The sequence below is a fragment of the Rubrivivax gelatinosus genome, from assembly GCF_004340905.1.
GTDB lineage: Bacteria > Pseudomonadota > Gammaproteobacteria > Burkholderiales > Burkholderiaceae_C > Rubrivivax > Rubrivivax gelatinosus.
Genome location: NZ_SLXD01000002.1, coordinates 114316 through 131631, shown reverse-complemented (window position 1 = coordinate 131631; position 17316 = coordinate 114316). Strand labels below are relative to the sequence as shown.

The following is a 17316-nucleotide window of genomic DNA, read 5'->3' as shown; positions in this document are numbered from 1 at the left end:
GAACTCCTTTCGAACACCCAAAGGGCAAACGCCGTGCCGCGCTGCCGGCGCACGGGTATCGCGCTTGCCGAGTCTGGCCTTCCACCGCCAGGAGTCGCCGATGAACCCGCTGCTCGCCAGGATGTCGCCCACCGCCACGCGCATGATCCGCATGGACCACTCGCACGTGATGACCCAGTTCCACAAGCTCGAGCCGGGCCTGTCGCGCAGCGCGCGCGAGGCCACGGTGCGCAACCTCTGCGCCGCGCTGGAGATCCACGCCCAGCTCGAGGAGGAGATCTTCTACCCGGCGCTTCGCGAGACCGGCGCCGAGCTGCCGCAGCTCGAGCTCAGCGTGCCCGAGCACGACGAGATGCGCGGCCTGATCGAGCGCGTGCGCAGCCTCGACGCCCAGCCCGACGCGCAGGCGCTGGCGCTGAACGACCTGATGCGCGCCGTGATCCACCACGTCGCCGAGGAAGAGACCTCGCTGCTGCCGGCGGCCGAGGATCGGCTGGCCGACCGGCTGAGCGAACTCGGCGCGCGCATGACCGAACGTCGCATGGCGCTGGCCAAGCCGCACGCCGGACAGATCGCCGCCGACATGGCGCGTTCCTCGCCCGGCACCGCGGCGCTGGTGGTCGCGGGCACGGTGGCCGCCGGTGCGCTGCTGCTGGGCAGCCTGAAGCGCCACAAGGACAAGGATCCCGCCTGAGGGCGCGGCCGGATCAGGCGTCGAAGCCGGCGGCCAGGGCCTTCACCAGTTCGGCCACCGGCGCCTCGCGGCAGCCGTCGCGGCGCGTGCCTGACCACAGCGGCGTGAAGTCGTCGCGGCCAGCCGCCTCGGCGCGTTCGCGCAGCGGCCCCAGGGCGGCCGAGGCGAGCGGAAACGGCGGTGCCACGGCGCTGAGCGGCCCCAGCTCGCGCATCGCGCGGTTGACCAGGCCGCGCGCCAGGCCACCCGAGAAGACGTTGGTTAGGGCCGTCGGCTCCGAGGGCTGGCGCAGCCGGGCGCGGTGCGGCGCTGAGGTGTCGGCCTCGTCGCAGAGCAGGAAGGCGGTGCCGCACTGCACGGCAGCGGCGCCGCGTTCCATCGCCGCGCGCACCGCTGCGGCGTCGGCGATGCCGCCGGCGGCGATGACCGGCACGTCCAGCCGCGCCACCAGCGCCGAGACCAGCGTCGCGGTGTCGAGCTGGCGTGCCGGGTCCAGGTCGAGGAAATGGCCGCGGTGGCCGCCTGCCTCCAGGCCCTGGGCGATGACCGCGTCGACGCCGCGTGCCTGCAGCCACAGCGCCTCGTCCAGCGTCGTCGCCGAGGCGAGCACGAAGGCGCCCGAGCGATGCACACGCGCCAGCAGCGCCGGCTCGGGCAGGCCGAAATGGAAGCTGACGATCGCCGGGCGGATGCTCTCCAGCAACTCGGCCGCTTCGGGGCCGAAGGGCTGGCGGCTCGTGGCGGCGCTGCCGGCTTGCGGCGGCGGCAGGCCGAGTTCGTCGTAGTACGGCGCCAGCGCGGCCAGCCAGCGCCGGTCGAAGGCCGCCGCCGGCGGCGGCGGCACGTGGGCGAAGAAGTTGACGTTGTAGGGCCGGCCGGCGTCGCGCAGCGCCTGCAGCGCACGCTCGAGCGCCGGCAGCGGCAGCATCGCCGCCGGCAGCGAACCGATCGCGCCGGCGGCGCCGACGGCCAGCGCCAGGCGTTCGTCCTGCACGCCGGCCATCGGGGCCTGGATCAGGGCCAGGGTCTGGAACGGGAGGCGCATGGCTCGATTCTGCGTCGTCTCAGATGGCCCCGACGCTGCCGGTGACGGGCAGCACGATGCCGGTGATGTAACCCGCGCAGACCGGCGCGGCGAGGAAGACGTAGGCCGGAGACAGCTCCTCGGGCTGCGCCGCGCGCCGCATGTCGCTCTGGCGGCCGAACTCGGCCACCTGCCCGGCGGGGCTGTCGGCCGGGTTCAGCGGCGTCCACACCGGCCCCGGCGCGACCGCGTTGACGCGGATGCCGCGCGCCAGCAGGCTGCTGGCGAGCGACTTCGTGAAGGCGTGGATCGCGCCCTTGCTGGCCGCGTAGTCCAGCAGCCGGGCGCTGCCGCGCAGGCCGACGACCGAGCCGGTGTTGATGATCGAGGCGCCGTTGCCGAGGTGCGGCAGGGCCGCGCGCGCCATGCGGAAGTAACCGCCGATGTTGGTGTCCAGCGTCTCCATCAGGCGCCGGTCGTCGACCGCCTCGAGCTCGTCGGCATGCTCCTGGAACGCGGCGTTGTTGACCAGCACGTCCAGGCGGCCGAAGGCCTCGACCGCGCGCCGCACGGCCTCGCGGCACCAGGCGTCGTCCTTGACGTCGCCCTTGAGCAGCAGGCAGCGCCGGCCTTCGGCCTCGACGCGGCGTTTCGTCTCCCGGGCGTCGTCGTCGGAGCTGTGGTAGGCCACCGCGACGTCGGCGCCTTCGCGCGCGAAGAGCACCGCGACGGCGCGGCCGATGCCCGAGTCGGCACCGGTGATCAGCGTGCCGAAACCTTCGAGCTTGCCGCTGCCGCGGTAGTCGGGGGCGAGGAAACGCGGCTGCAGTTCCAGGTCGGCCTCCTGTCCCGGCTTGTCCAGGTGCTGTGCCGGAAGCTCGACCGGCTGCTCGCGTGCACCGGCCTGCACGGCCTGGTGTTCGCCGCTGCCGCCGTCGCGCTCGCGGTCGTGGAGGTCCTGCTGGTGCTGGATGTCGCGCTGCGTGCGCAGCGTGTCGTCGTCTCGGGGCATGGCTTCTCCTGGTCAGCGGGGCGGGTCTTCGGGTGGGCGCAGGTCGGCCCGTTCGCCCTCCTCGCCCGAGCGGGTCTGGGCGTCGAGCCCGCGGTCGGGGGACTCGGCGACCTGCGGCAGGTCGCCGGGGTGTTCAATCAGTTCCTCGATCAGGAAGCGGCCGTAGAGCTGGGCGCGTTCGGCACCGTGCGGCCGCACCGCGGCGGCAATGCGCTGCGCGAACTCGTCGTCGCCGGCCTTGACGACCAGCCAGTGGTAGCCGCGTGCGGCCAGTTCACGCTGCGCCTTCGCGAGGTTCATCTCCTGGCCGAGGGCGGCCAGCGGGCTGGCATGCGCCAGATCCTCGTCGAGCCGGGCCAGCATCTGGGCGTCGCTGTAGCGGCGCAGTTCGTCGGCCGGCAGCGCCAGCGGCTGCAGCGCCGCCTGGGCCGCGTCGGCCTGCGCTGCCGAGGGAAACGAGATGACGACATGGCCTTCGGGCTTGAACACGCCGAAGCTGCGCTCTTCACGGTCCATGACTTGCTTTCCGGGTCGAGGTTTCGCCCGTGGACGGCAAAAGGGGTTCCCGATGAGCGGTTCGAGACCCGAGGCGCGGCAAAGCTTGCCGCAGCGCTTTCCCCCGCAGCCCGGTGGAGGGCCGAGATGAGTGCCGTGCGCCGGCAGGTCCTCTACATCGAGGACGAGCCGATGAACGCCGAGCTGATGCACGCGCTGTTCGAGCAGCGCCCGCATCTGGAACTGGTGGTGGCCGTCGACGGCGCGCAGGCCTTCAGGCTCGGGCCGACGCTGGCGCCGGTGCTGCTGCTGGTGGACCTGCGCCTCCCGGACTGCCTGGGCAGCGAGCTGTTGCCGCTGCTGCGCCTGCGTTTCGGCTGGCGCGGCGTGCCGGCGGTGGCGGTGACCGCCGAACACGGTTTCGGCGGCGGCTCGGGTGGTTTCATCGAGGTCTGGCACAAGCCGATCGATCTCGAGCAGGTCCTGCGCCGCCTCGACGAATGGCTGCCGGCCGATTGAACCCGCGCCGCGACTGGGAACAGCCGTTGCCTGGACCTGGCCACGCGGGGCGCGCCGCCATGCGGCCGGCCCCTCCCCTTGCCATGAACAGGAGATTGCACATGAACACGCTGAAGACTCGACTCACGGCCATCGCCGCCTGCGCGCTGCTGGCCACCGGCACCGCCTACGCCCAGGGCACCGGCGGTTCGTCCAGCGGCACGACCGGCCAGGGCACCCAGGGCCAGGGCGGCAGCACCGACACCTACCCGTCGGGCACCGGCACCCAGACCGGCACGCCCGCCGGCAGCCCCAACAGCACCGGGATGACCGGCCGCGACAGCGGCGCCACCGGCGGCGCCGCGGGCTCGGCGACCGGCACCACGGGCACCACCGGCAGCATGTCCTCGGGCCGCACCGGCACCGATTCGACGATGGACGGCAGCACGAGCGGCTCGACGGACGGCACCGGGACCATGCGCACGCCGCGCACCGACCGCAACTGAGCGCCTGCGCGCTGGTTCGACGACGGGGCCTCGGGCCCCGTCTTTCATGGTCGTGGCGTGTTCAGCGCAGGGCGCGGGGGGCGAGGAACAGCGTCGGGAATGCCGCCGAGGGCGCCCCGTGCTCGGGCAGCACGTAGACGACGCCGGGCCGGCGCGAGAACGTCGGCCAGACGATGCGTTCGTAGAAACGCGCCGGCACGTTGATGCAGCCGAAGGAGATGCGGTTGTCCGCCGGCGTCGCACTGGCCAGCCGTTCGAGGCGGCGTTCCGCGGCCACCGTCGGACGCACGCGGTGCATCGACACCGCCGCGTCGTAGTCGACCCAGAGGATGCGGTCGCCGCGCGTGTTGCGCCCGGGTTCGAGCTCGAAGCGGCCGGCCGGCGTCGTGCGCTCCTCGGGCCGGATCTGCGCCAGCGGGCGCTCGCCGATGCCCGGCACCGAGTGGTCGCCCGCGGCCAGGCCCAGCAGCACCGGCGCGCTGGCGACGACCCGCGCACGTTCGTCCAGCACCCACAGCCGCGCCAGGCGTTTGTCGATGACCGCGAACGGGCGCGTGCCGTGGTCGCGCGTGGCGCGCACCGCGGCGACCAGCTCGTGGGCGTCCTCGGACAGCGGTGCCGCCGCGCCGGCTGCCAGCGGCGGCAGGAGCAGCCCCGCGAGCAGCAGCGCCCTCATCCGCGGCGCTCCGTCCAGGCCGGCCGCGGCGCCTGGGCGTGCAGCAGTTCCTGCCGCGCCGCGGGCTCGGCGGCAGCCGTCGGCACGCGCACGCCGACGACACGGTGCACGAAGTGCAGCTTGCGCAGCGCCGGCACCGACAGCACGAAGGGGTAGAAGTCGGGCACGCCCATGCTGCGCGACAGTTCGTTGAGCACGCCGGTCAGCTCCATCCAGCCGTTGACGATGGCCAGGAAAGGCCCCGGATTGCGGTCGCCGCTGTCGGCCAGCGCGGCATTGCCGAAACGTTCGTAGCTCAGTTCGACCGACTCGCCGTCCAGTCCGAAGCTGCGCGCCGTGTCCAGCGTGTCGAGCATGTGCAGGTAGTGCGCCCAGGTCTCGGCCCAGTCCTCCCAGGGGTGGCTGCTGGCGTAGGCGCTGACGTGGCGCGCGCCCCAATCGGCCGGGGCGGCTTCGTCGTAGTGACGCTTCAGCGCCGCGGCATAGTCCCCGCGTTCGTCACCGAACAGGCGCCGAAACGGCTCGTGCCAGGGGCTGCCCTCGACCAGCCGCTGCCAGTAGTAGTGGCCCACCTCGTGGCGCAGATGGCCCAGCAGCGTGCGGTAGGTCTCGCCGAGCGTGGTGCGCCGGTGTTCGCGTGTCGGGTCGTCGGCTTCCTCGACGTCGATGGTGACGATGCCGTCGGCGTGCCCGGTGACCACCGCCGGGCCGCCGGGCGGCGACTGCAGCAGGTCGAAGACCAGGCCGCGGTCGGGATCCTCGGACAGGCGGCTCTTGACCGGCAGACCCAGGCCGACGAGCTGCGAGACCAGGCGCCGCTGCGCCGTCGCGATGCGCCCCCAGCGCTCGCCATTGCCCGGCTGGGACAGGTCGGGCAGCGTGCGCGTGAGGCGGCAGGCGCGGCACTGCGGCGGGTCCAGCGCGCCGGCGTCGGCGGGGTCGACGAGCCAGTTGCAGGCCGAGGGCGCGTCCAGGTTGGCGCAGCGCCGGTAGCGCCGCGGCCGGCGCGGCCGTGCTTCCTTCCAAAGATCGGTGCCGGCGATCGGCTCCAGCGGCAGCAGGCGGCGGCGCTCGGGGTCGTAGCCCAGCGGCGTGTGGCAGACCAGGCACTCGCTGTTGCGGAAAAAGACCGGTCTCGCGCAGACGCACTCGAACTTGCGCGGCGTGATCGGCTCGGGAACGGCGGCCATCGTCTTTCCTCCTGCACTCACCGCGTCATCAGCACCAGGGTGGCGGTGATCGTGCCGAGCACCGCGCCGGCGGCGACGTCGCTCGGGTAGTGCAGCCCGAGCACGATGCGCGCCAGCGCCACCAGCAGCGCGAACAGCGCCAGGCCAGGCGCCCAGGCCGGGTAGAAGGCCGCCAGCAGCAGCCCGAAGGCCACCGCATGCAGGGTGTGGCCGCTCGGAAAGCTGAAACGGTCGGGCACCGCGCAGCAGGCGCGGATGCCGGGACACTGGTCGAAAGGCCGTGAACGCCGCGTGCCGCGCTTGAGCGCCCAGTACAGCACGAGGTTGACGAAGCCCAGTTCGGCGAACAGCAGCGAGCAGTGCCGGCCCGCCGGCCCGCCGAAGACCGCCAGTGCGACGCCCAGAGCGATCCACGGCCCGGCGTCGGCCAAGCGGCTGCAGGCGATCAGCAGGCGCAGCAGCGGCGGCCGCGACGCACCCCGGTGCAGCGCCAGCGCCCAGCGGCGGTCGAACTCGACGCCGTGCAGGCGCGAGGCGTCAAGCCAGCGCGGCATCGGCCGGCAACCCGGGGGCGCGGTGTTCGGCGACGCCGCGCAGCGCCTGCTCGAAACCGTGCAGCACGACGCTCCAGTCCGCGCCCAGCGCGGTCTCGCGTGCACGACGGCGCAGCGCCGAGCCAGGTGCGCCATGGTCCAGCGCGGTCTGCACCGCGGCCTCGAAGCCGGCTTCGTCGCCCGGGCGTGCGAGGCAGCCGTTGACACCGTCGACGACGTGCACCGCTGCCGCCGCGGTGTCGAAGGCGGCCAGCGCGAGCCCGCTGGCGAGCGCCTCCAGCGTCACGTTGCCGAAGGTGTCGGTCAGGCTGGGGAAGGCGAAGGCGTCGGCACTGGCGTAGTGCGCAGCCAGGTCGGCGCCGGTGCGCACGCCGGCGAAACACGCCTGCGGGTGATCGCGCTGCAGCGCGGCGCGCTGCGGCCCGTCGCCGACGACGACCAGGCGCAGCCCCGGCTGCGCCGCACGCAGCCGCTCCCAGGCGCGCAGCACGAGGGCGACGTTCTTCTCCGCGGCCAGCCGGCCGACGTGCAGCAGCACGCGCTCGTCGCCCGCGGCGCCCCAGCTCGCGCGCAGCGCCGGGTCGCGCCGTGCCGGGTCGAAGAGCGTCGCGTCGACCCCGCGGCCGCTGACGGCCAGGCGGCTGAAACCCGCGGCGGCGAGCTCGGCGGCCAGCGCCGGCGTCGGCACGAAGTTGCAGTCGGCGAGCTCGTGCAGCCGGCGCAGCCAGCGCATCACCAGCGGCTCCAGCCAGCCCAGCCGGTAGTGGCGGCTGTAGGCGTGGAAGTTGGTGCGGAAGTCGGCGCTCGTGGCGATGCCCTCGGCGCGAGCCGCGGCCAGTGCGGTGCGCGCCAGCGGCCCGGGCGTCGCGACGTGCACCAGCGCCGGGCCGATCGCGCGCCAGCGCCGGCGCAGCGCGGCACGCGTGGCCAGGCCGTAGCGCAGCTCGGGGTACATCGGGATCGGGCCGCCGGCGCAGCGCCATTCGTCGGCGTCGTCGCGCGCGGGTTCGCCGTGCTGGCGTGGGCGCACGAGCTGCACGCGGTGGCCCGCGGCACGCAGATGGGCCACGGTGCGCGCCGTCGTGAGCGCAACGCCGTTGACCTCCGGCGGGTGGGTTTCGGTGACGTAGACGATCTGCACGTTTCCTCTCGTGGATGCGGCCGGGGCGGCAAGGGCCGTTCCCGCCATGGGCACAAGGTTTGCCGCTTCGGTCGATGACTTCGCCCCCCGAACTGCCACGAAGCCGTTTCGCCGACGCCAGTGCCGCCTGCCAGGCGGTGGACCGCTGCCTGCCGCTCATTGAGCCGGCGCTGCGTGACAGCGCCGTGAGCGGCCTGGGCGTGCTGCATCTGGTGCTGCTCGATCCGGGCCTGACGCCCGCCGACTGCGACTACGCCGGCGCCGTGCTGCACGAGCGCTCGATCGGCGATCGTTCGGCGTGGGACGTCGACTACGCCGCCTACGCACACGCCAAGGCGCGCCTGGCCTGGCGCCACGGATGCGACAGCCGCCGCGTGCTGGCCACGCCGCACCGCCTGGCCGAGGCCGACCGCCTGGTCTGGGGCGGCGTCTGGCTCGACGGCATCGTCGTCGCCGCCAGCGGCGCGATGCCGGCCTGGGACGAAGCCTTCTCGCTGGCCGTCGCGGCGCAGCTGCGCGCCATCGCCTACGAGCGCGCACGCGCGGCACGCGCCGTCGAGTGAGCCCGGCCGGCACGCCGGCTGCCATGCGCCGCCGCGGCCGTCCGGCCGCCGACCCCGTCATCCGGAGAAAACCCATGTCCCTGCCCGCGCTGCTCGCCCCCTCCTCGACCGACGCCGCTTCGCTGCGTGGCCGCGTCGTCGTCGTCACCGGCGGCGCCCGCGGCCTCGGCGCCGCGATCGCCCAGGTGCTGGGCGAGTCGGGTGCCCGCGTCGTGCTCGCCGACCACGCGATCGAAGCCGCGCAGGACCGCGCCGCGGTGCTCGCCGAGCGCGACATCGACGCCATCGCGATGCCGCTGGACGTCACCGACGCGGCGGCCTGCGAGCGCACCGTGGAGATGATCCGCGCGCGTTTCGGCCGCCTCGACGCGCTGGTCAACAACGCCGCGATCGACGTCACCGCGCCGCTGGCCGAACTGAGCAACGGCCAGATCCAGTCGGTGCTCGCGACCAACCTTGCCGGCCCCTTCGTGATGGCCAAGCTCTGCGCCGCGCTGATGGCCGGACAGGACGGCGGCGGCCACATCGTCAACATCGCGTCGACCGCGTCCAAGCGCGCCTGGCCCAACGCCAGCGCCTACCACGCGACGAAGTGGGGGCTGCTGGGGCTGTCGCATGCGCTGCACGCCGAGCTGCGGCCGCAGGGCATCAAGGTCTGCGCCATCGTTGCCGGCGGCATGCGCACGCCCTTTCTGCTCGACCGTTTCCCGGAGCTGGACCCCGGCCTGCTGCAGGACCCGCTGAACGTCGCGCGGGTCGTGCGTTTCGTGCTGCTGCAGCCCGAGGAGACCGCGATCCCCGAGGTCACCGTGCTGCCGATGCGCGAGACCTCCTGGCCCTGATGGCCGGGGGCGAGGCCAGCCGGGTCGGGCGACGCCTGCCCGACCCGGGCCCGCCCGAGGCGCGCACGGTGCGGCTGCTGACGCGCATCGGCTACGGGCTGTGGGTGCCCGGCGGCTGCGCCGCCGCCGAGGCGCCCGGGCGCAACCCCGCGGCGCTGGACTGGCTGGCACTGGCGCTGAAGTGCCGCGTGCAGCCGGCCTGGCGCTGAGGCCGGCGCCGCGCCGGGGCATGCGGCTTGCCGAACGCGGCGCACCGAACCTGTCGCCGAAGTCCGCCATGCCTGCTCCGATGAACGTCGTGCTGATCAGCGAACACGCCTCGCCGCTGGCGGCCGCCGGAGGCGTGGACGCCGGCGGCCAGAACGTCTACGTCGAACACGTCGCGCGCGGCCTGGCCGCCGCCGGCCACCGGGTCGACGTGCTGACGCGGCGCGACGACCCGGCGCTGCCGGCCGCCGTCGAGATGGCGCCACGGCTGCGCGTGCACCACGTCGACGCCGGCCCGCCGTGTTTCGTGCCCAAGGAGGCGCTGCTGCCGCACATGCCGGCTTTCGCGCAGGCCGCGCGCCGCCTGCCGGCGGTGCCGGCGGCCGACGTCGTGCACGCCAACTTCTTCATGTCGGGCTGGGTCGGGCTGGCGCTGCAGCGCCGGCTGCGCCTGCCGCTGGTGACGACCTTCCACGCGCTGGGCCTGGTGCGGCGCGAGCACCAGGGCGCGGCCGACACCTTTGCGCCCGAACGCGTCGAGATCGAACGCACGCTGGTGCGGCGCAGCGAGCGCATCGTCGCCGAGTGTCCGCAGGACCACGCCGACCTCGTTCGGCTCTACGGGGCGGCGCCGGGGCGCATCGTCTGCGTGCCCTGCGGCGTGGACACCAGCGCCTTCCGCCCCGGCGACCGTGCCGCCGCGCGGGCGCGCCTGGGCCTGCCGGCCGGCGAGTTCGTCGTGCTGCAGCTCGGCCGTCTGGTGCCGCGCAAAGGCATCGCCACCGTCGTCGAGGCCCTCGCGCGGCTGCCGAGCACGATGCCGCTGAGGCTGGCCGTCGTCGGCGGCGAGGCGCGTGACCCGGACCCGGCGCGCACGCCCGAGATCGCGCGCCTGCAGGCGCTGGCGCAGACGCACGGCGTCGCCGACCGCGTGCACTTCGCCGGCCGGCGCGAGCGCCACGAGCTGCGCGACTGGTACGTCGCCGCCGACGTCTTCGTCACGACGCCGTGGTACGAACCCTTCGGCATCACGCCGCTGGAGGCGATGGCCTGCGGCACGCCGGTCGTCGGCAGCGCCGTCGGCGGCATCCGCCACACGGTGCAGGACGGCAGGACCGGCTTTCTCGTGCCGCCGCGCGACCCCGGCGCGCTGGCCGCCCGCCTGGCGGTGCTGCGCGCCGAGCCGGCGCTGGCACGCAGCTTCGGCGCCGCCGGCGTGCGTCGCGTGCGTGCCGAGTTCACCTGGGACAAGGTGGCCGCCGACCTGGAGCGCGTCTACGCCGCGGTGCGCCGGCGCGGGCCCGAGCAGCAGCGGCGGCCGGCAGCCGTCGCGGCCCTGTCGACAGCCGGCTGCGTCTCGTGAACCGCGCCCCGGGGTCCCGCCGCCCGGCGCTGTTCGTCGACAAGGACGGCACGCTGGTCATCGACGTGCCCTACAACGCCGACCCGGCGCGGCTCGAGTGGCAGCCCGCGGCGCCGCAGGCGCTGGCGGCTGTCGCACGTGCCGGGCTGGCGATCGTCGTCGTCAGCAACCAGCCCGGGCTGGCGCTGGGGCGGTTCAGCGCCGCCGAGTTCGAGCGCCTGCGCCGCGCCATCGCCGACCGGCTGCAGGCCGAGGCCGGCGTGGTGCTGACCGACTTCGTCTTCTGCCCGCACGCACCGGGCGCCGACGGCGCGCCCGCCTGCGGCTGCCGCAAGCCCGAACCCGGCCTGCTGATCGACGCCGCCGAGCGCCACGGCCTGGACCTGGCGGCCTCGTGGATGGTCGGCGACACCCTCGACGACGTCGAGGCCGGGCGCCGCGCCGGCTGCCGCGCCATCCTCTACGACTCGGGCGGCGAGACCGTCTGGCGGGCCGGCCCGATGCGCACGCCGCACGCGCGGCTGCAGGACTGGGACGAGGTCGTGCACCGCGTGCTGGCCGATCGTGTGGAGGCGCGCCCATGACGCGCGGCCTGCCCGGCCGCGGCTGGCTGCAGGCCCGGCGTGTGCTCGCCGTGCGGCTGGACAACCTGGGCGACCTGCTGATGACCACGCCGGCGCTGGCGGCGCTGAAGGAGACCTGGCCCGAAGCGCACCTGACGCTGCTGGCCTCGCCAGCCGGTGCCGCTGCCGCGGCCCACCTGCCCTTCGTCGACGAGGCCTGGCGCTTCGAGGCGCCGTGGGTCGGCGCCGGGGCGCACGCCACGGCCCCGGAGCTGGCCGAGACGGCGATGCTGGTGCGGCTGGCCGACGGCGGTTTCGACGCCGCGGTGATCTTCGGCGTCTGCACGCAGAGCGCGCTGCCGGCGGCGCTGCTGTGCCGCATGGCCGGCATCCCGCTGCGCCTGGCGCACTGCCGCGAGAATCCCTATGCCTTGCTGACCGACTGGATCCCCGAGCCCGACACCGTGGCCGACACCCTGCGCCACGAGGTGCGCCGCCAGCTCGACCTGGTCGAGGCCGTCGGCTGGCACACGCGTGACGAGCGCCTGCGTTTCACGCTGCACGAAGCCGATCGCCGCGCGGTCGCCGAACGGCTGGCGGCCGCCGGGCTGGCGCCGGGCGCGCGTTATGCGGTGCTGCATCCGGGTGCGTCGGCGCCGTCGCGGCGCTGGCCGGCGCCGCGTTTCGGCCTCGTCGGCCGGGCGCTGGCCGACGCCGGCTTCGCGGTCGTCGTCGCCGGCGACGCGGGCGATGGCTCGCAGCGTGCCCAAGCGCTGGCGGCGATGCAGCGGCCGGCGCTGGACGTCGGCGCCACCTCGCTGGGCGAGCTGGCGGCGCTGATCGGCGGCGCCGCGGTGCTGGTCGCCAACAACAGCGGCCCGGCGCACCTGGCCGCGGCGCTGGGCACGCCGGTCGTCGTGCTGTACGCGCTGACCAACCCGCAGCACACGCCCTGGCAGGTGCCCGCGCGCGTGCTGAGCCGCGGCGTGCCCTGCCGCTGGTGCCTGAAGAGCCGCTGCCCGCAAGTCCACCACGAATGCCTGGCCGGCGTCGGCGCCGACGAGGCGGCGGCGGCGGCGCTGGCCCTGGCCCGTCACCCGAAGACCCTGGAGCTGCACACGAGATGATCACGCTGGGACTCAACGCCGCCTTCCACGACAGCGCCGCGGTGCTGGTCGTCGACGGCGTGCCGGTCGCCGCCGCCGAGGAGGAGCGCTTCACGCGCATCAAACACGCCAAGCGGCCGCTGCCCTTCACCGCCTGGGAGCTGCCGTTCAACGCCGCCGCCTGGTGCCTGGAGCAGGCCGGCATCACGCTGGAGTCGGTCGACCACGTCGCCTACAGCCTGGACCCGGCACTCTTTGCCGAGGGCCGGCCCGAGCTCGCCGCCGGCGGGCACATCGTGCTGCCGCTCGAACCCGCGGCCGAACGCGACCGCCAGCTCGCGTCCTGGGAAAGTCCGTGGGACCCGCTGTTCCTGTCCTACGTCGTCAACGCGCCGCGCCAGCTGCGCGACGGCGCGCCGCACCACCTGCGCCAGCGCCTGTACGGCAGCCGCCCGGACGCGATGCGCTGGCGCTTCCACCACCTGCCGCACCACCTGTGCCACCAGGCGAGTGCCTTTCTGGCCGCACCGTTCGACGACTGCGCGGTGATGACGCTGGACGGCCGCGGCGAACGCGCGACCAGCTGCTACGGCGTCTGGCGCGACGGCCGCTACCGGCCGCTGGGCGAGGTGCAGATGCCGCACTCGCTGGGCCTGCTCTACGAACTTGCGACCTCCTACCTCGGTTTCCTGCACTCCAGCGACGAGTACAAGGTGATGGCGCTGGCGGCGATGGGCACGCCGCGCTGGGCCCCCGAGATCGGCGCCGCAGTGCGCCTGTTCGGCGACGGCCGGTTCGAGATCGGGGCGATGGACTTCGAGGCCCTGGCCGGCCCGGCGCGCGTGCGCGGCGCGGCGCTGGAACAGCGCCACCTGGATCTCGCGGCCTCGCTGCAGGCGGTGCTCGAAGCCAAGGCGCTGGAACTCGCGCGCTGGCTGCGCGAAGCCAGCGGCGAACGCCACCTGGCGATGGCCGGCGGCGTGGCGCTGAACTGCCTGATGAACGCCCGGCTGCGCGACGAAGGTCCGTTCGAAAGCGTCTGGGTGCAGCCGGCGGCCGGCGACGCCGGCACCGCGCTCGGCGCGGCGCTGTGGGTCGACGGCCGCGAACGCCTCGTGCGCGACGGCGGCGACACCCTGGCCGACGCCCGTGGCGCGGTGCCGCTGGCCGCGCGCGAATGGACCCAGACCCACGTCTACCTCGGCCCGAGCTGGACCGACGAGGCGATCCAGACGACGCTGGCCTGGGCCGGGCTGGACGTCGAGCTCGTGCCCGACGAGGCGGCGCTGGCCGAGCGCACTGCGGCGCTGCTGGCCGCCGACTGCATCGTCGGCTGGTTCCAGGGGCGCATGGAATGGGGCCCGCGTGCACTCGGCGCGCGCTCGATCCTGGCCTCGCCGATCTCGCCCGAGATGCAGCAGCGCCTGAACGAGCTGAAGGACCGCGAGGATTTCCGTCCGGTCGCGCCGGCGGTGCTGCACGAAGCCTTCGGCGAATGGTTCGAGCCGGCCGAGGCCAACGGCGGCGAGTCGCCGTTCATGCTCTTCACCTTCCAGGCCCGCCCCGAGCGGCTGGCGAGCATGCCCTCGGCCTGCCACACCGACGGCAGCGCGCGTGTGCAGACCGTGCACGCGGACTCGAACCCGCGGTTCCACGCCTTGCTGACGGCCTTTGCCGCGCGCACCGGCGTGCCGGTGCTCGTCAACACCTCGTTCAACGTGCGCGGCCAGCCCATCGTCTGCAGCCCGCACGACGCGCTCGAGGCCTTCTTCGCGACGCCGCTGGACGCGCTGGTCATCGGCCGCTGCATCGTCGCCAAGCGCCGCGCGCGCGAGGTGGCGGCGCCGTGAACGCGCTGCTCGACGAGGCGCCGGCGGCGGCGCCGCGCCTGCCGCGCGTCAGCGTCGTCGTGCCGACCTGCGGCCGGCCGCCGCTGCTGCTGCGCTGCCTGCAGGCCCTGGCCGGGCAGAGCCTGGCGCACGAGGACTACGAGATCCTCGTCGTCGACGACGAACGCAGCGAGGTCACGCACGCCGCGGTCGAGGCCTTTGCCGCCGGCTGGCCGCCGGGGCTGGTGCGTTACCTGCGGGCCGAGCACGGCCGCGGGCCGGCCGCGGCACGCAACGCCGGCTGGCGCGCCGCGCGCGCCGAGGTCGTCGCCTTCACCGACGACGACACCGTGCCCGACGCCGGCTGGCTGGCCTACGGCCTGGGCGCGATGGACGCCGTCAACTGGGCCGCCGTGGCCGGGCGTGTCGTCGTGCCCCGGCCCGAAGGCGCCGACGAACGCCCGACCGACCACGAGCTGATGACACGCGGGCTGGAGAGCGCCGAGTTCGTCACCGCCAATGCCTTCGTGCGGCGCGACGCGCTGGAGCGTGTCGGCGGCTTCGACGAACGTTTCCGCCGCGCCTGGCGCGAAGACTCGGACCTGCAGTTCCGGCTCGAGAGCGAAGCCGGCGAAGTCGGCCGCTGCGACGCCGCCGTCGTGCGGCACCCGGTGCGCCCCGAGCGCTGGGGCGTATCGCTGCGCCAGCAGAAGAACGTCTTCTACGACGCCCTGCTCTACGCCAAGCACCCGCGGCGCTACCGCGAACGCGTGCGTGCGGTGCCGCCCTGGGACTACCTGGCGATCGTCGCCCTGGTGCTGGCCGCGCCGCTGCTGGCGCTGGGCGGCGCGAGCGGCAGCGCGGTGCTCGCGCTGCTGGTGGCGCTGGGCCTGGTTGCGGCCTTCGCCGGGCGCCGGCTGCGGGCCACCTCACGCCGCCCGGCGCACGTCGCCGAGATGCTGCTCACCTCGCTGCTGATCCCCTTCCTGGCCGTCTGGTGGCGCTTGCGCGGCGCGTGGCACTTCCGCGTCTGGTTCCTGTGATGCCGGCGCTGCCGCCGGGGCTCAGCCGGGTCGTCGTGCTGCGCGCGCTGATGCTCGGCGACCTGCTCTGCGCGACGCCGGCGCTGCGTGCGCTGCGCGCCGGGCTGCCGCAGGCGCGCATCACGCTGGTCGGCCTGCCCTGGGCGCGTGAACTGGCCACGCGGCTGGCCAGCGTCGACGAGTTCGTCGAGCTGCCGGGCTGGCCCGGCCTGCCCGAGCGGCCCGCGGCACCTCGCGCCGAACAGCTCGCTTTCGTCGCCGCGATGCGCGCCCGGCGCTGGCACCTGGCGCTGCAGCTTCATGGCAGCGGCGCGGTCGTCAACCCGCTGCTCGCGGCCTTCGGCGCGCGCCTCAACGCCGGTTTCGCCGCGCCGGGCGCACCGCGGCCGGGCGCCGACCGGCGGCGTTTCGTGCGCTGGCCCGAACGCGGCAGCGAGGTCGAACGCCTGCTGGCGCTGACCGACGCGCTCGGCCTGCCGCGCCGCGGCGAGCAGCTGGACTTCCCGCTGCACGACACCGACCGGGCGAACGCCGCCGCGCTGCTCGGCGACGGCCGCTGGGTGATCGTGCACGCCGGCGCGCAGCTGCCGTCGCGGCGCTGGGCGCCGGAGCGTTTCGCCGCCGTCGCCGATGCGCTGGCCGAGCGTGGCCTGCGCATCGCGCTGACCGGCACCGACGGCGAACGTGCGCTGGTGGCGAGCGTTGCCGCTGCGATGCGCTCGCCGGCGCTGGACCTGGCCGGCCGCAGCGACCTGTGGACGCTGGGCGCGCTGGTCGAACGTGCGGCGCTGGTCGTCTGCAACGACACCGGGCTGTCCCACGTGGCCGCGGCGCTGGGCACGCCCAGTGTCGTCGTCGCCAGCGGCAGCGATGTCGCGCGCTGGGCGCCGGCGGATGCCGCGCGCCACCGCGTGCTCTGGCACGCCGTCGAATGCCGGCCGTGTGCGCACGCCGTCTGCCCCACCGCGCACGAGTGCGCCGCCGGCGTGGCCGTCGGCACGGTGATCGACGCCGCCGTGGGCGCCCTGGAGACCGAACGATGACCGGACGACGCCGCCTGCGCATCCTCACCTGGCACGTGCACGGCAACTACCTCTACAACCTGACGCAGGTGCCGCACGACTTCTTCCTCGTCGTCGACGCCGGGCGCAGCACCCACCACAGCGGCCGCAGCGGTGCGCTGCCCTGGGGCGACAACGTGCACGAGGCGCCCGTGGAACGCCTGAAGCAGATGTCCTTCGACCTGCTGCTGTTCCAGTCGCGCGAGGCCTGGGAGCACGAACAGCACCGCGTGCTGAGTGCGGCGCAGCGTGCCTTGCCGCGCATCGTGCTCGAACACGATCCGCCGCAGGCCAGCCCGACCGACACGCCTCACTGGTGCGGCGACCGCGGCGCGCTGCTCGTGCACGTGACGCCGTTCAACGCGCTGATGTGGGACAACGGCGAGCTGCCGGTGCGCATCGTCGAGCACGGCGTCAAGCCACTGGCCGAACCGCCGTGGCGGGGCGAGGACAACCGCGGCCTGGTCGTCGTCAACAACCTGCTCAGCCGCGGCCGGCGCCTGGGGCTGGACGTCTACCGCGACCTGGCCGCGCGGGTGCCGCTGCGCCTGGTCGGCATGGACAGCGCCACGATCGGTGGCGACGGCGAGCTGACCCAGCTGGAGCTGCCGCAGGCGCTGGCCGCGCACCGCTTCTTCTTCCACCCGATCCGCCACACCAGCCTCGGTCTGGCCGTCATCGAGGCGATGATGGCCGGCACGCCGGTTGTCGGGCTGGCGACGACCGAGCTCGTCACGGTGATCGACAGCGGCCGCAACGGCTTCATCGACACCCGGCCGCAGCGCCTGGAAGCGGCGATGCAGGCGCTGCGCGCGGACCGCGGGCTGGCGCACGAGTGGGGCCAGGCCGGCCGGCGCACAGCGCGCGAGCGTTTCGGCATCGCGCGTTTCGTCGATGACTGGCTGCGGGTGCTGGACGAGGTGGCGGGCTGAGCCGGCGCGCTGCCGCC

General features: G+C 74.6%; 20 protein-coding genes. 13 read left to right on the top strand and 7 right to left on the bottom strand.

Going from position 1 to position 17316, the window contains the following annotated elements:
* The first annotated feature begins 100 nt into the window (after positions 1-100).
* Positions 101-694, top strand: a complete 594-nt coding sequence (locus EV684_RS03805) for a hemerythrin domain-containing protein (protein WP_132644883.1) — start codon at positions 101-103, stop codon at positions 692-694.
* A gap of 13 nt (positions 695-707) precedes the next feature.
* On the opposite strand, the gene EV684_RS03800 is transcribed toward EV684_RS03805, so the two are convergent.
* The 3 genes from EV684_RS03800 to EV684_RS03790 are packed head-to-tail and all read right to left on the bottom strand — an operon-like array spanning position 708 to position 3246.
* Positions 708-1739: an NAD(P)H-dependent flavin oxidoreductase gene (locus tag EV684_RS03800; protein ID WP_132644882.1), complete on the bottom strand. Its 1032-nt coding sequence runs from the start codon at positions 1737-1739 to the stop codon at positions 708-710.
* 19 nt (positions 1740-1758) lie between these two features.
* Positions 1759-2730 (bottom strand): SDR family oxidoreductase, encoded by a 972-nt coding sequence (locus EV684_RS03795; RefSeq protein ID WP_132644881.1) that lies wholly within the window; start codon positions 2728-2730, stop codon positions 1759-1761.
* 12 nt (positions 2731-2742) lie between these two features.
* Positions 2743-3246, bottom strand: coding sequence for a hypothetical protein (locus EV684_RS03790; RefSeq protein WP_132644880.1), 504 nt, complete (start codon positions 3244-3246; stop codon positions 2743-2745).
* Between the two features lie 126 nt (positions 3247-3372).
* On the opposite strand from EV684_RS03790, the gene EV684_RS03785 reads away from it, so the two are divergent.
* Both EV684_RS03785 and EV684_RS03780 read left to right on the top strand, forming a co-directional pair.
* The gene (locus EV684_RS03785; RefSeq protein WP_165908389.1) at positions 3373-3744 is read left to right on the top strand and encodes a response regulator; all 372 of its coding nucleotides are present in this window, start codon (positions 3373-3375) and stop codon (positions 3742-3744) included.
* Positions 3745-3845: 101 nt separating this feature from the next.
* A complete protein-coding gene (locus EV684_RS03780; protein WP_132644878.1) occupies positions 3846-4229 on the top strand; it encodes a hypothetical protein in 384 nt (127 codons plus the stop codon).
* A gap of 61 nt (positions 4230-4290) precedes the next feature.
* Here the strand turns inward: EV684_RS03780 and EV684_RS03775 are convergent, their stop codons facing one another.
* The 4 genes from EV684_RS03775 to EV684_RS03760 are packed head-to-tail and all read right to left on the bottom strand — an operon-like array spanning position 4291 to position 7790.
* Complete coding sequence (locus EV684_RS03775; RefSeq protein ID WP_132644877.1) at positions 4291-4905, bottom strand: L,D-transpeptidase; 615 nt, start codon at positions 4903-4905, stop codon at positions 4291-4293.
* Positions 4902-6095, bottom strand: a complete 1194-nt coding sequence (locus tag EV684_RS03770) for a zinc-binding metallopeptidase family protein (RefSeq protein WP_242478406.1) — start codon at positions 6093-6095, stop codon at positions 4902-4904. The genes EV684_RS03775 and EV684_RS03770 overlap by 4 nt, the downstream gene beginning before the upstream one ends.
* 17 nt (positions 6096-6112) lie before the next feature.
* Positions 6113-6649, bottom strand: a complete 537-nt coding sequence (locus tag EV684_RS03765; RefSeq protein WP_132644876.1) for a phosphatase PAP2 family protein — start codon at positions 6647-6649, stop codon at positions 6113-6115.
* Positions 6633-7790, bottom strand: a complete 1158-nt coding sequence (locus EV684_RS03760) for a glycosyltransferase (RefSeq protein ID WP_132644875.1) — start codon at positions 7788-7790, stop codon at positions 6633-6635. The genes EV684_RS03765 and EV684_RS03760 overlap by 17 nt, the downstream gene beginning before the upstream one ends.
* A 74-nt stretch (positions 7791-7864) precedes the next feature.
* Here EV684_RS03760 and EV684_RS03755 point away from each other — a divergent pair, with 74 nt between their 5' ends.
* The 10 genes from EV684_RS03755 (at position 7865) to EV684_RS03710 (ending at position 17299) form a co-directional block, all read left to right on the top strand.
* Positions 7865-8353 carry a hypothetical protein gene (locus EV684_RS03755; RefSeq protein WP_132644874.1) on the top strand — a complete coding sequence of 163 codons (489 nt, stop codon included), beginning with the start codon at positions 7865-7867 and terminating at the stop codon, positions 8351-8353.
* A gap of 74 nt (positions 8354-8427) precedes the next feature.
* The gene (locus EV684_RS03750; protein WP_132644873.1) at positions 8428-9195 is read left to right on the top strand and encodes an SDR family oxidoreductase; all 768 of its coding nucleotides are present in this window, start codon (positions 8428-8430) and stop codon (positions 9193-9195) included.
* Complete coding sequence (locus EV684_RS03745) at positions 9195-9404, top strand: hypothetical protein (protein WP_132644872.1); 210 nt, start codon at positions 9195-9197, stop codon at positions 9402-9404. Before EV684_RS03750 ends, EV684_RS03745 begins: the two co-directional genes overlap by 1 nt.
* A gap of 80 nt (positions 9405-9484) precedes the next feature.
* A complete protein-coding gene (locus EV684_RS03740) occupies positions 9485-10765 on the top strand; it encodes a glycosyltransferase (RefSeq protein WP_132645204.1) in 1281 nt (426 codons plus the stop codon).
* The gene (locus EV684_RS23915) at positions 10762-11349 is read left to right on the top strand and encodes a D-glycero-alpha-D-manno-heptose-1,7-bisphosphate 7-phosphatase (protein WP_165908388.1); all 588 of its coding nucleotides are present in this window, start codon (positions 10762-10764) and stop codon (positions 11347-11349) included. Before EV684_RS03740 ends, EV684_RS23915 begins: the two co-directional genes overlap by 4 nt.
* Positions 11346-12455 (top strand): glycosyltransferase family 9 protein, encoded by a 1110-nt coding sequence (locus EV684_RS03730; protein ID WP_132644870.1) that lies wholly within the window; start codon positions 11346-11348, stop codon positions 12453-12455. Before EV684_RS23915 ends, EV684_RS03730 begins: the two co-directional genes overlap by 4 nt.
* Positions 12452-14284: a carbamoyltransferase family protein gene (locus tag EV684_RS03725; protein ID WP_132644869.1), complete on the top strand. Its 1833-nt coding sequence runs from the start codon at positions 12452-12454 to the stop codon at positions 14282-14284. The genes EV684_RS03730 and EV684_RS03725 overlap by 4 nt, the downstream gene beginning before the upstream one ends.
* A complete protein-coding gene (locus EV684_RS03720; protein WP_132644868.1) occupies positions 14281-15306 on the top strand; it encodes a glycosyltransferase family 2 protein in 1026 nt (341 codons plus the stop codon). The genes EV684_RS03725 and EV684_RS03720 overlap by 4 nt, the downstream gene beginning before the upstream one ends.
* Positions 15306-16349 carry a glycosyltransferase family 9 protein gene (locus EV684_RS03715; protein WP_132644867.1) on the top strand — a complete coding sequence of 348 codons (1044 nt, stop codon included), beginning with the start codon at positions 15306-15308 and terminating at the stop codon, positions 16347-16349. The genes EV684_RS03720 and EV684_RS03715 overlap by 1 nt, the downstream gene beginning before the upstream one ends.
* Positions 16346-17299, top strand: a complete 954-nt coding sequence (locus tag EV684_RS03710) for a glycosyltransferase (RefSeq protein WP_132644866.1) — start codon at positions 16346-16348, stop codon at positions 17297-17299. The genes EV684_RS03715 and EV684_RS03710 overlap by 4 nt, the downstream gene beginning before the upstream one ends.
* The last annotated feature ends 17 nt before the right edge of the window (positions 17300-17316 follow it).

What these genes read in the sequence shown, in the direction of transcription:
- EV684_RS03805 (WP_132644883.1), top strand. Translation starts at nt 101, where the DNA reads ATGAACCCGCTGCTCGCCAGGATGTCGCCCACCGCCACGCGCATGATC.
- EV684_RS03800 (WP_132644882.1), bottom strand. Translation starts at nt 1,739, where the DNA reads ATGCGCCTCCCGTTCCAGACCCTGGCCCTGATCCAGGCCCCGATGGCC.
- EV684_RS03795 (WP_132644881.1), bottom strand. Translation starts at nt 2,730, where the DNA reads ATGCCCCGAGACGACGACACGCTGCGCACGCAGCGCGACATCCAGCAC.
- EV684_RS03790 (WP_132644880.1), bottom strand. Translation starts at nt 3,246, where the DNA reads ATGGACCGTGAAGAGCGCAGCTTCGGCGTGTTCAAGCCCGAAGGCCAT.
- EV684_RS03785 (WP_165908389.1), top strand. Translation starts at nt 3,373, where the DNA reads ATGAGTGCCGTGCGCCGGCAGGTCCTCTACATCGAGGACGAGCCGATG.
- EV684_RS03780 (WP_132644878.1), top strand. Translation starts at nt 3,846, where the DNA reads ATGAACACGCTGAAGACTCGACTCACGGCCATCGCCGCCTGCGCGCTG.
- EV684_RS03775 (WP_132644877.1), bottom strand. Translation starts at nt 4,905, where the DNA reads ATGAGGGCGCTGCTGCTCGCGGGGCTGCTCCTGCCGCCGCTGGCAGCC.
- EV684_RS03770 (WP_242478406.1), bottom strand. Translation starts at nt 6,095, where the DNA reads ATGGCCGCCGTTCCCGAGCCGATCACGCCGCGCAAGTTCGAGTGCGTC.
- EV684_RS03765 (WP_132644876.1), bottom strand. Translation starts at nt 6,649, where the DNA reads ATGCCGCGCTGGCTTGACGCCTCGCGCCTGCACGGCGTCGAGTTCGAC.
- EV684_RS03755 (WP_132644874.1), top strand. Translation starts at nt 7,865, where the DNA reads ATGACTTCGCCCCCCGAACTGCCACGAAGCCGTTTCGCCGACGCCAGT.
- EV684_RS03750 (WP_132644873.1), top strand. Translation starts at nt 8,428, where the DNA reads ATGTCCCTGCCCGCGCTGCTCGCCCCCTCCTCGACCGACGCCGCTTCG.
- EV684_RS03745 (WP_132644872.1), top strand. Translation starts at nt 9,195, where the DNA reads ATGGCCGGGGGCGAGGCCAGCCGGGTCGGGCGACGCCTGCCCGACCCG.
- EV684_RS03740 (WP_132645204.1), top strand. Translation starts at nt 9,485, where the DNA reads ATGAACGTCGTGCTGATCAGCGAACACGCCTCGCCGCTGGCGGCCGCC.
- EV684_RS03730 (WP_132644870.1), top strand. Translation starts at nt 11,346, where the DNA reads ATGACGCGCGGCCTGCCCGGCCGCGGCTGGCTGCAGGCCCGGCGTGTG.
- EV684_RS03725 (WP_132644869.1), top strand. Translation starts at nt 12,452, where the DNA reads ATGATCACGCTGGGACTCAACGCCGCCTTCCACGACAGCGCCGCGGTG.
- EV684_RS03715 (WP_132644867.1), top strand. Translation starts at nt 15,306, where the DNA reads ATGCCGGCGCTGCCGCCGGGGCTCAGCCGGGTCGTCGTGCTGCGCGCG.
- EV684_RS03710 (WP_132644866.1), top strand. Translation starts at nt 16,346, where the DNA reads ATGACCGGACGACGCCGCCTGCGCATCCTCACCTGGCACGTGCACGGC.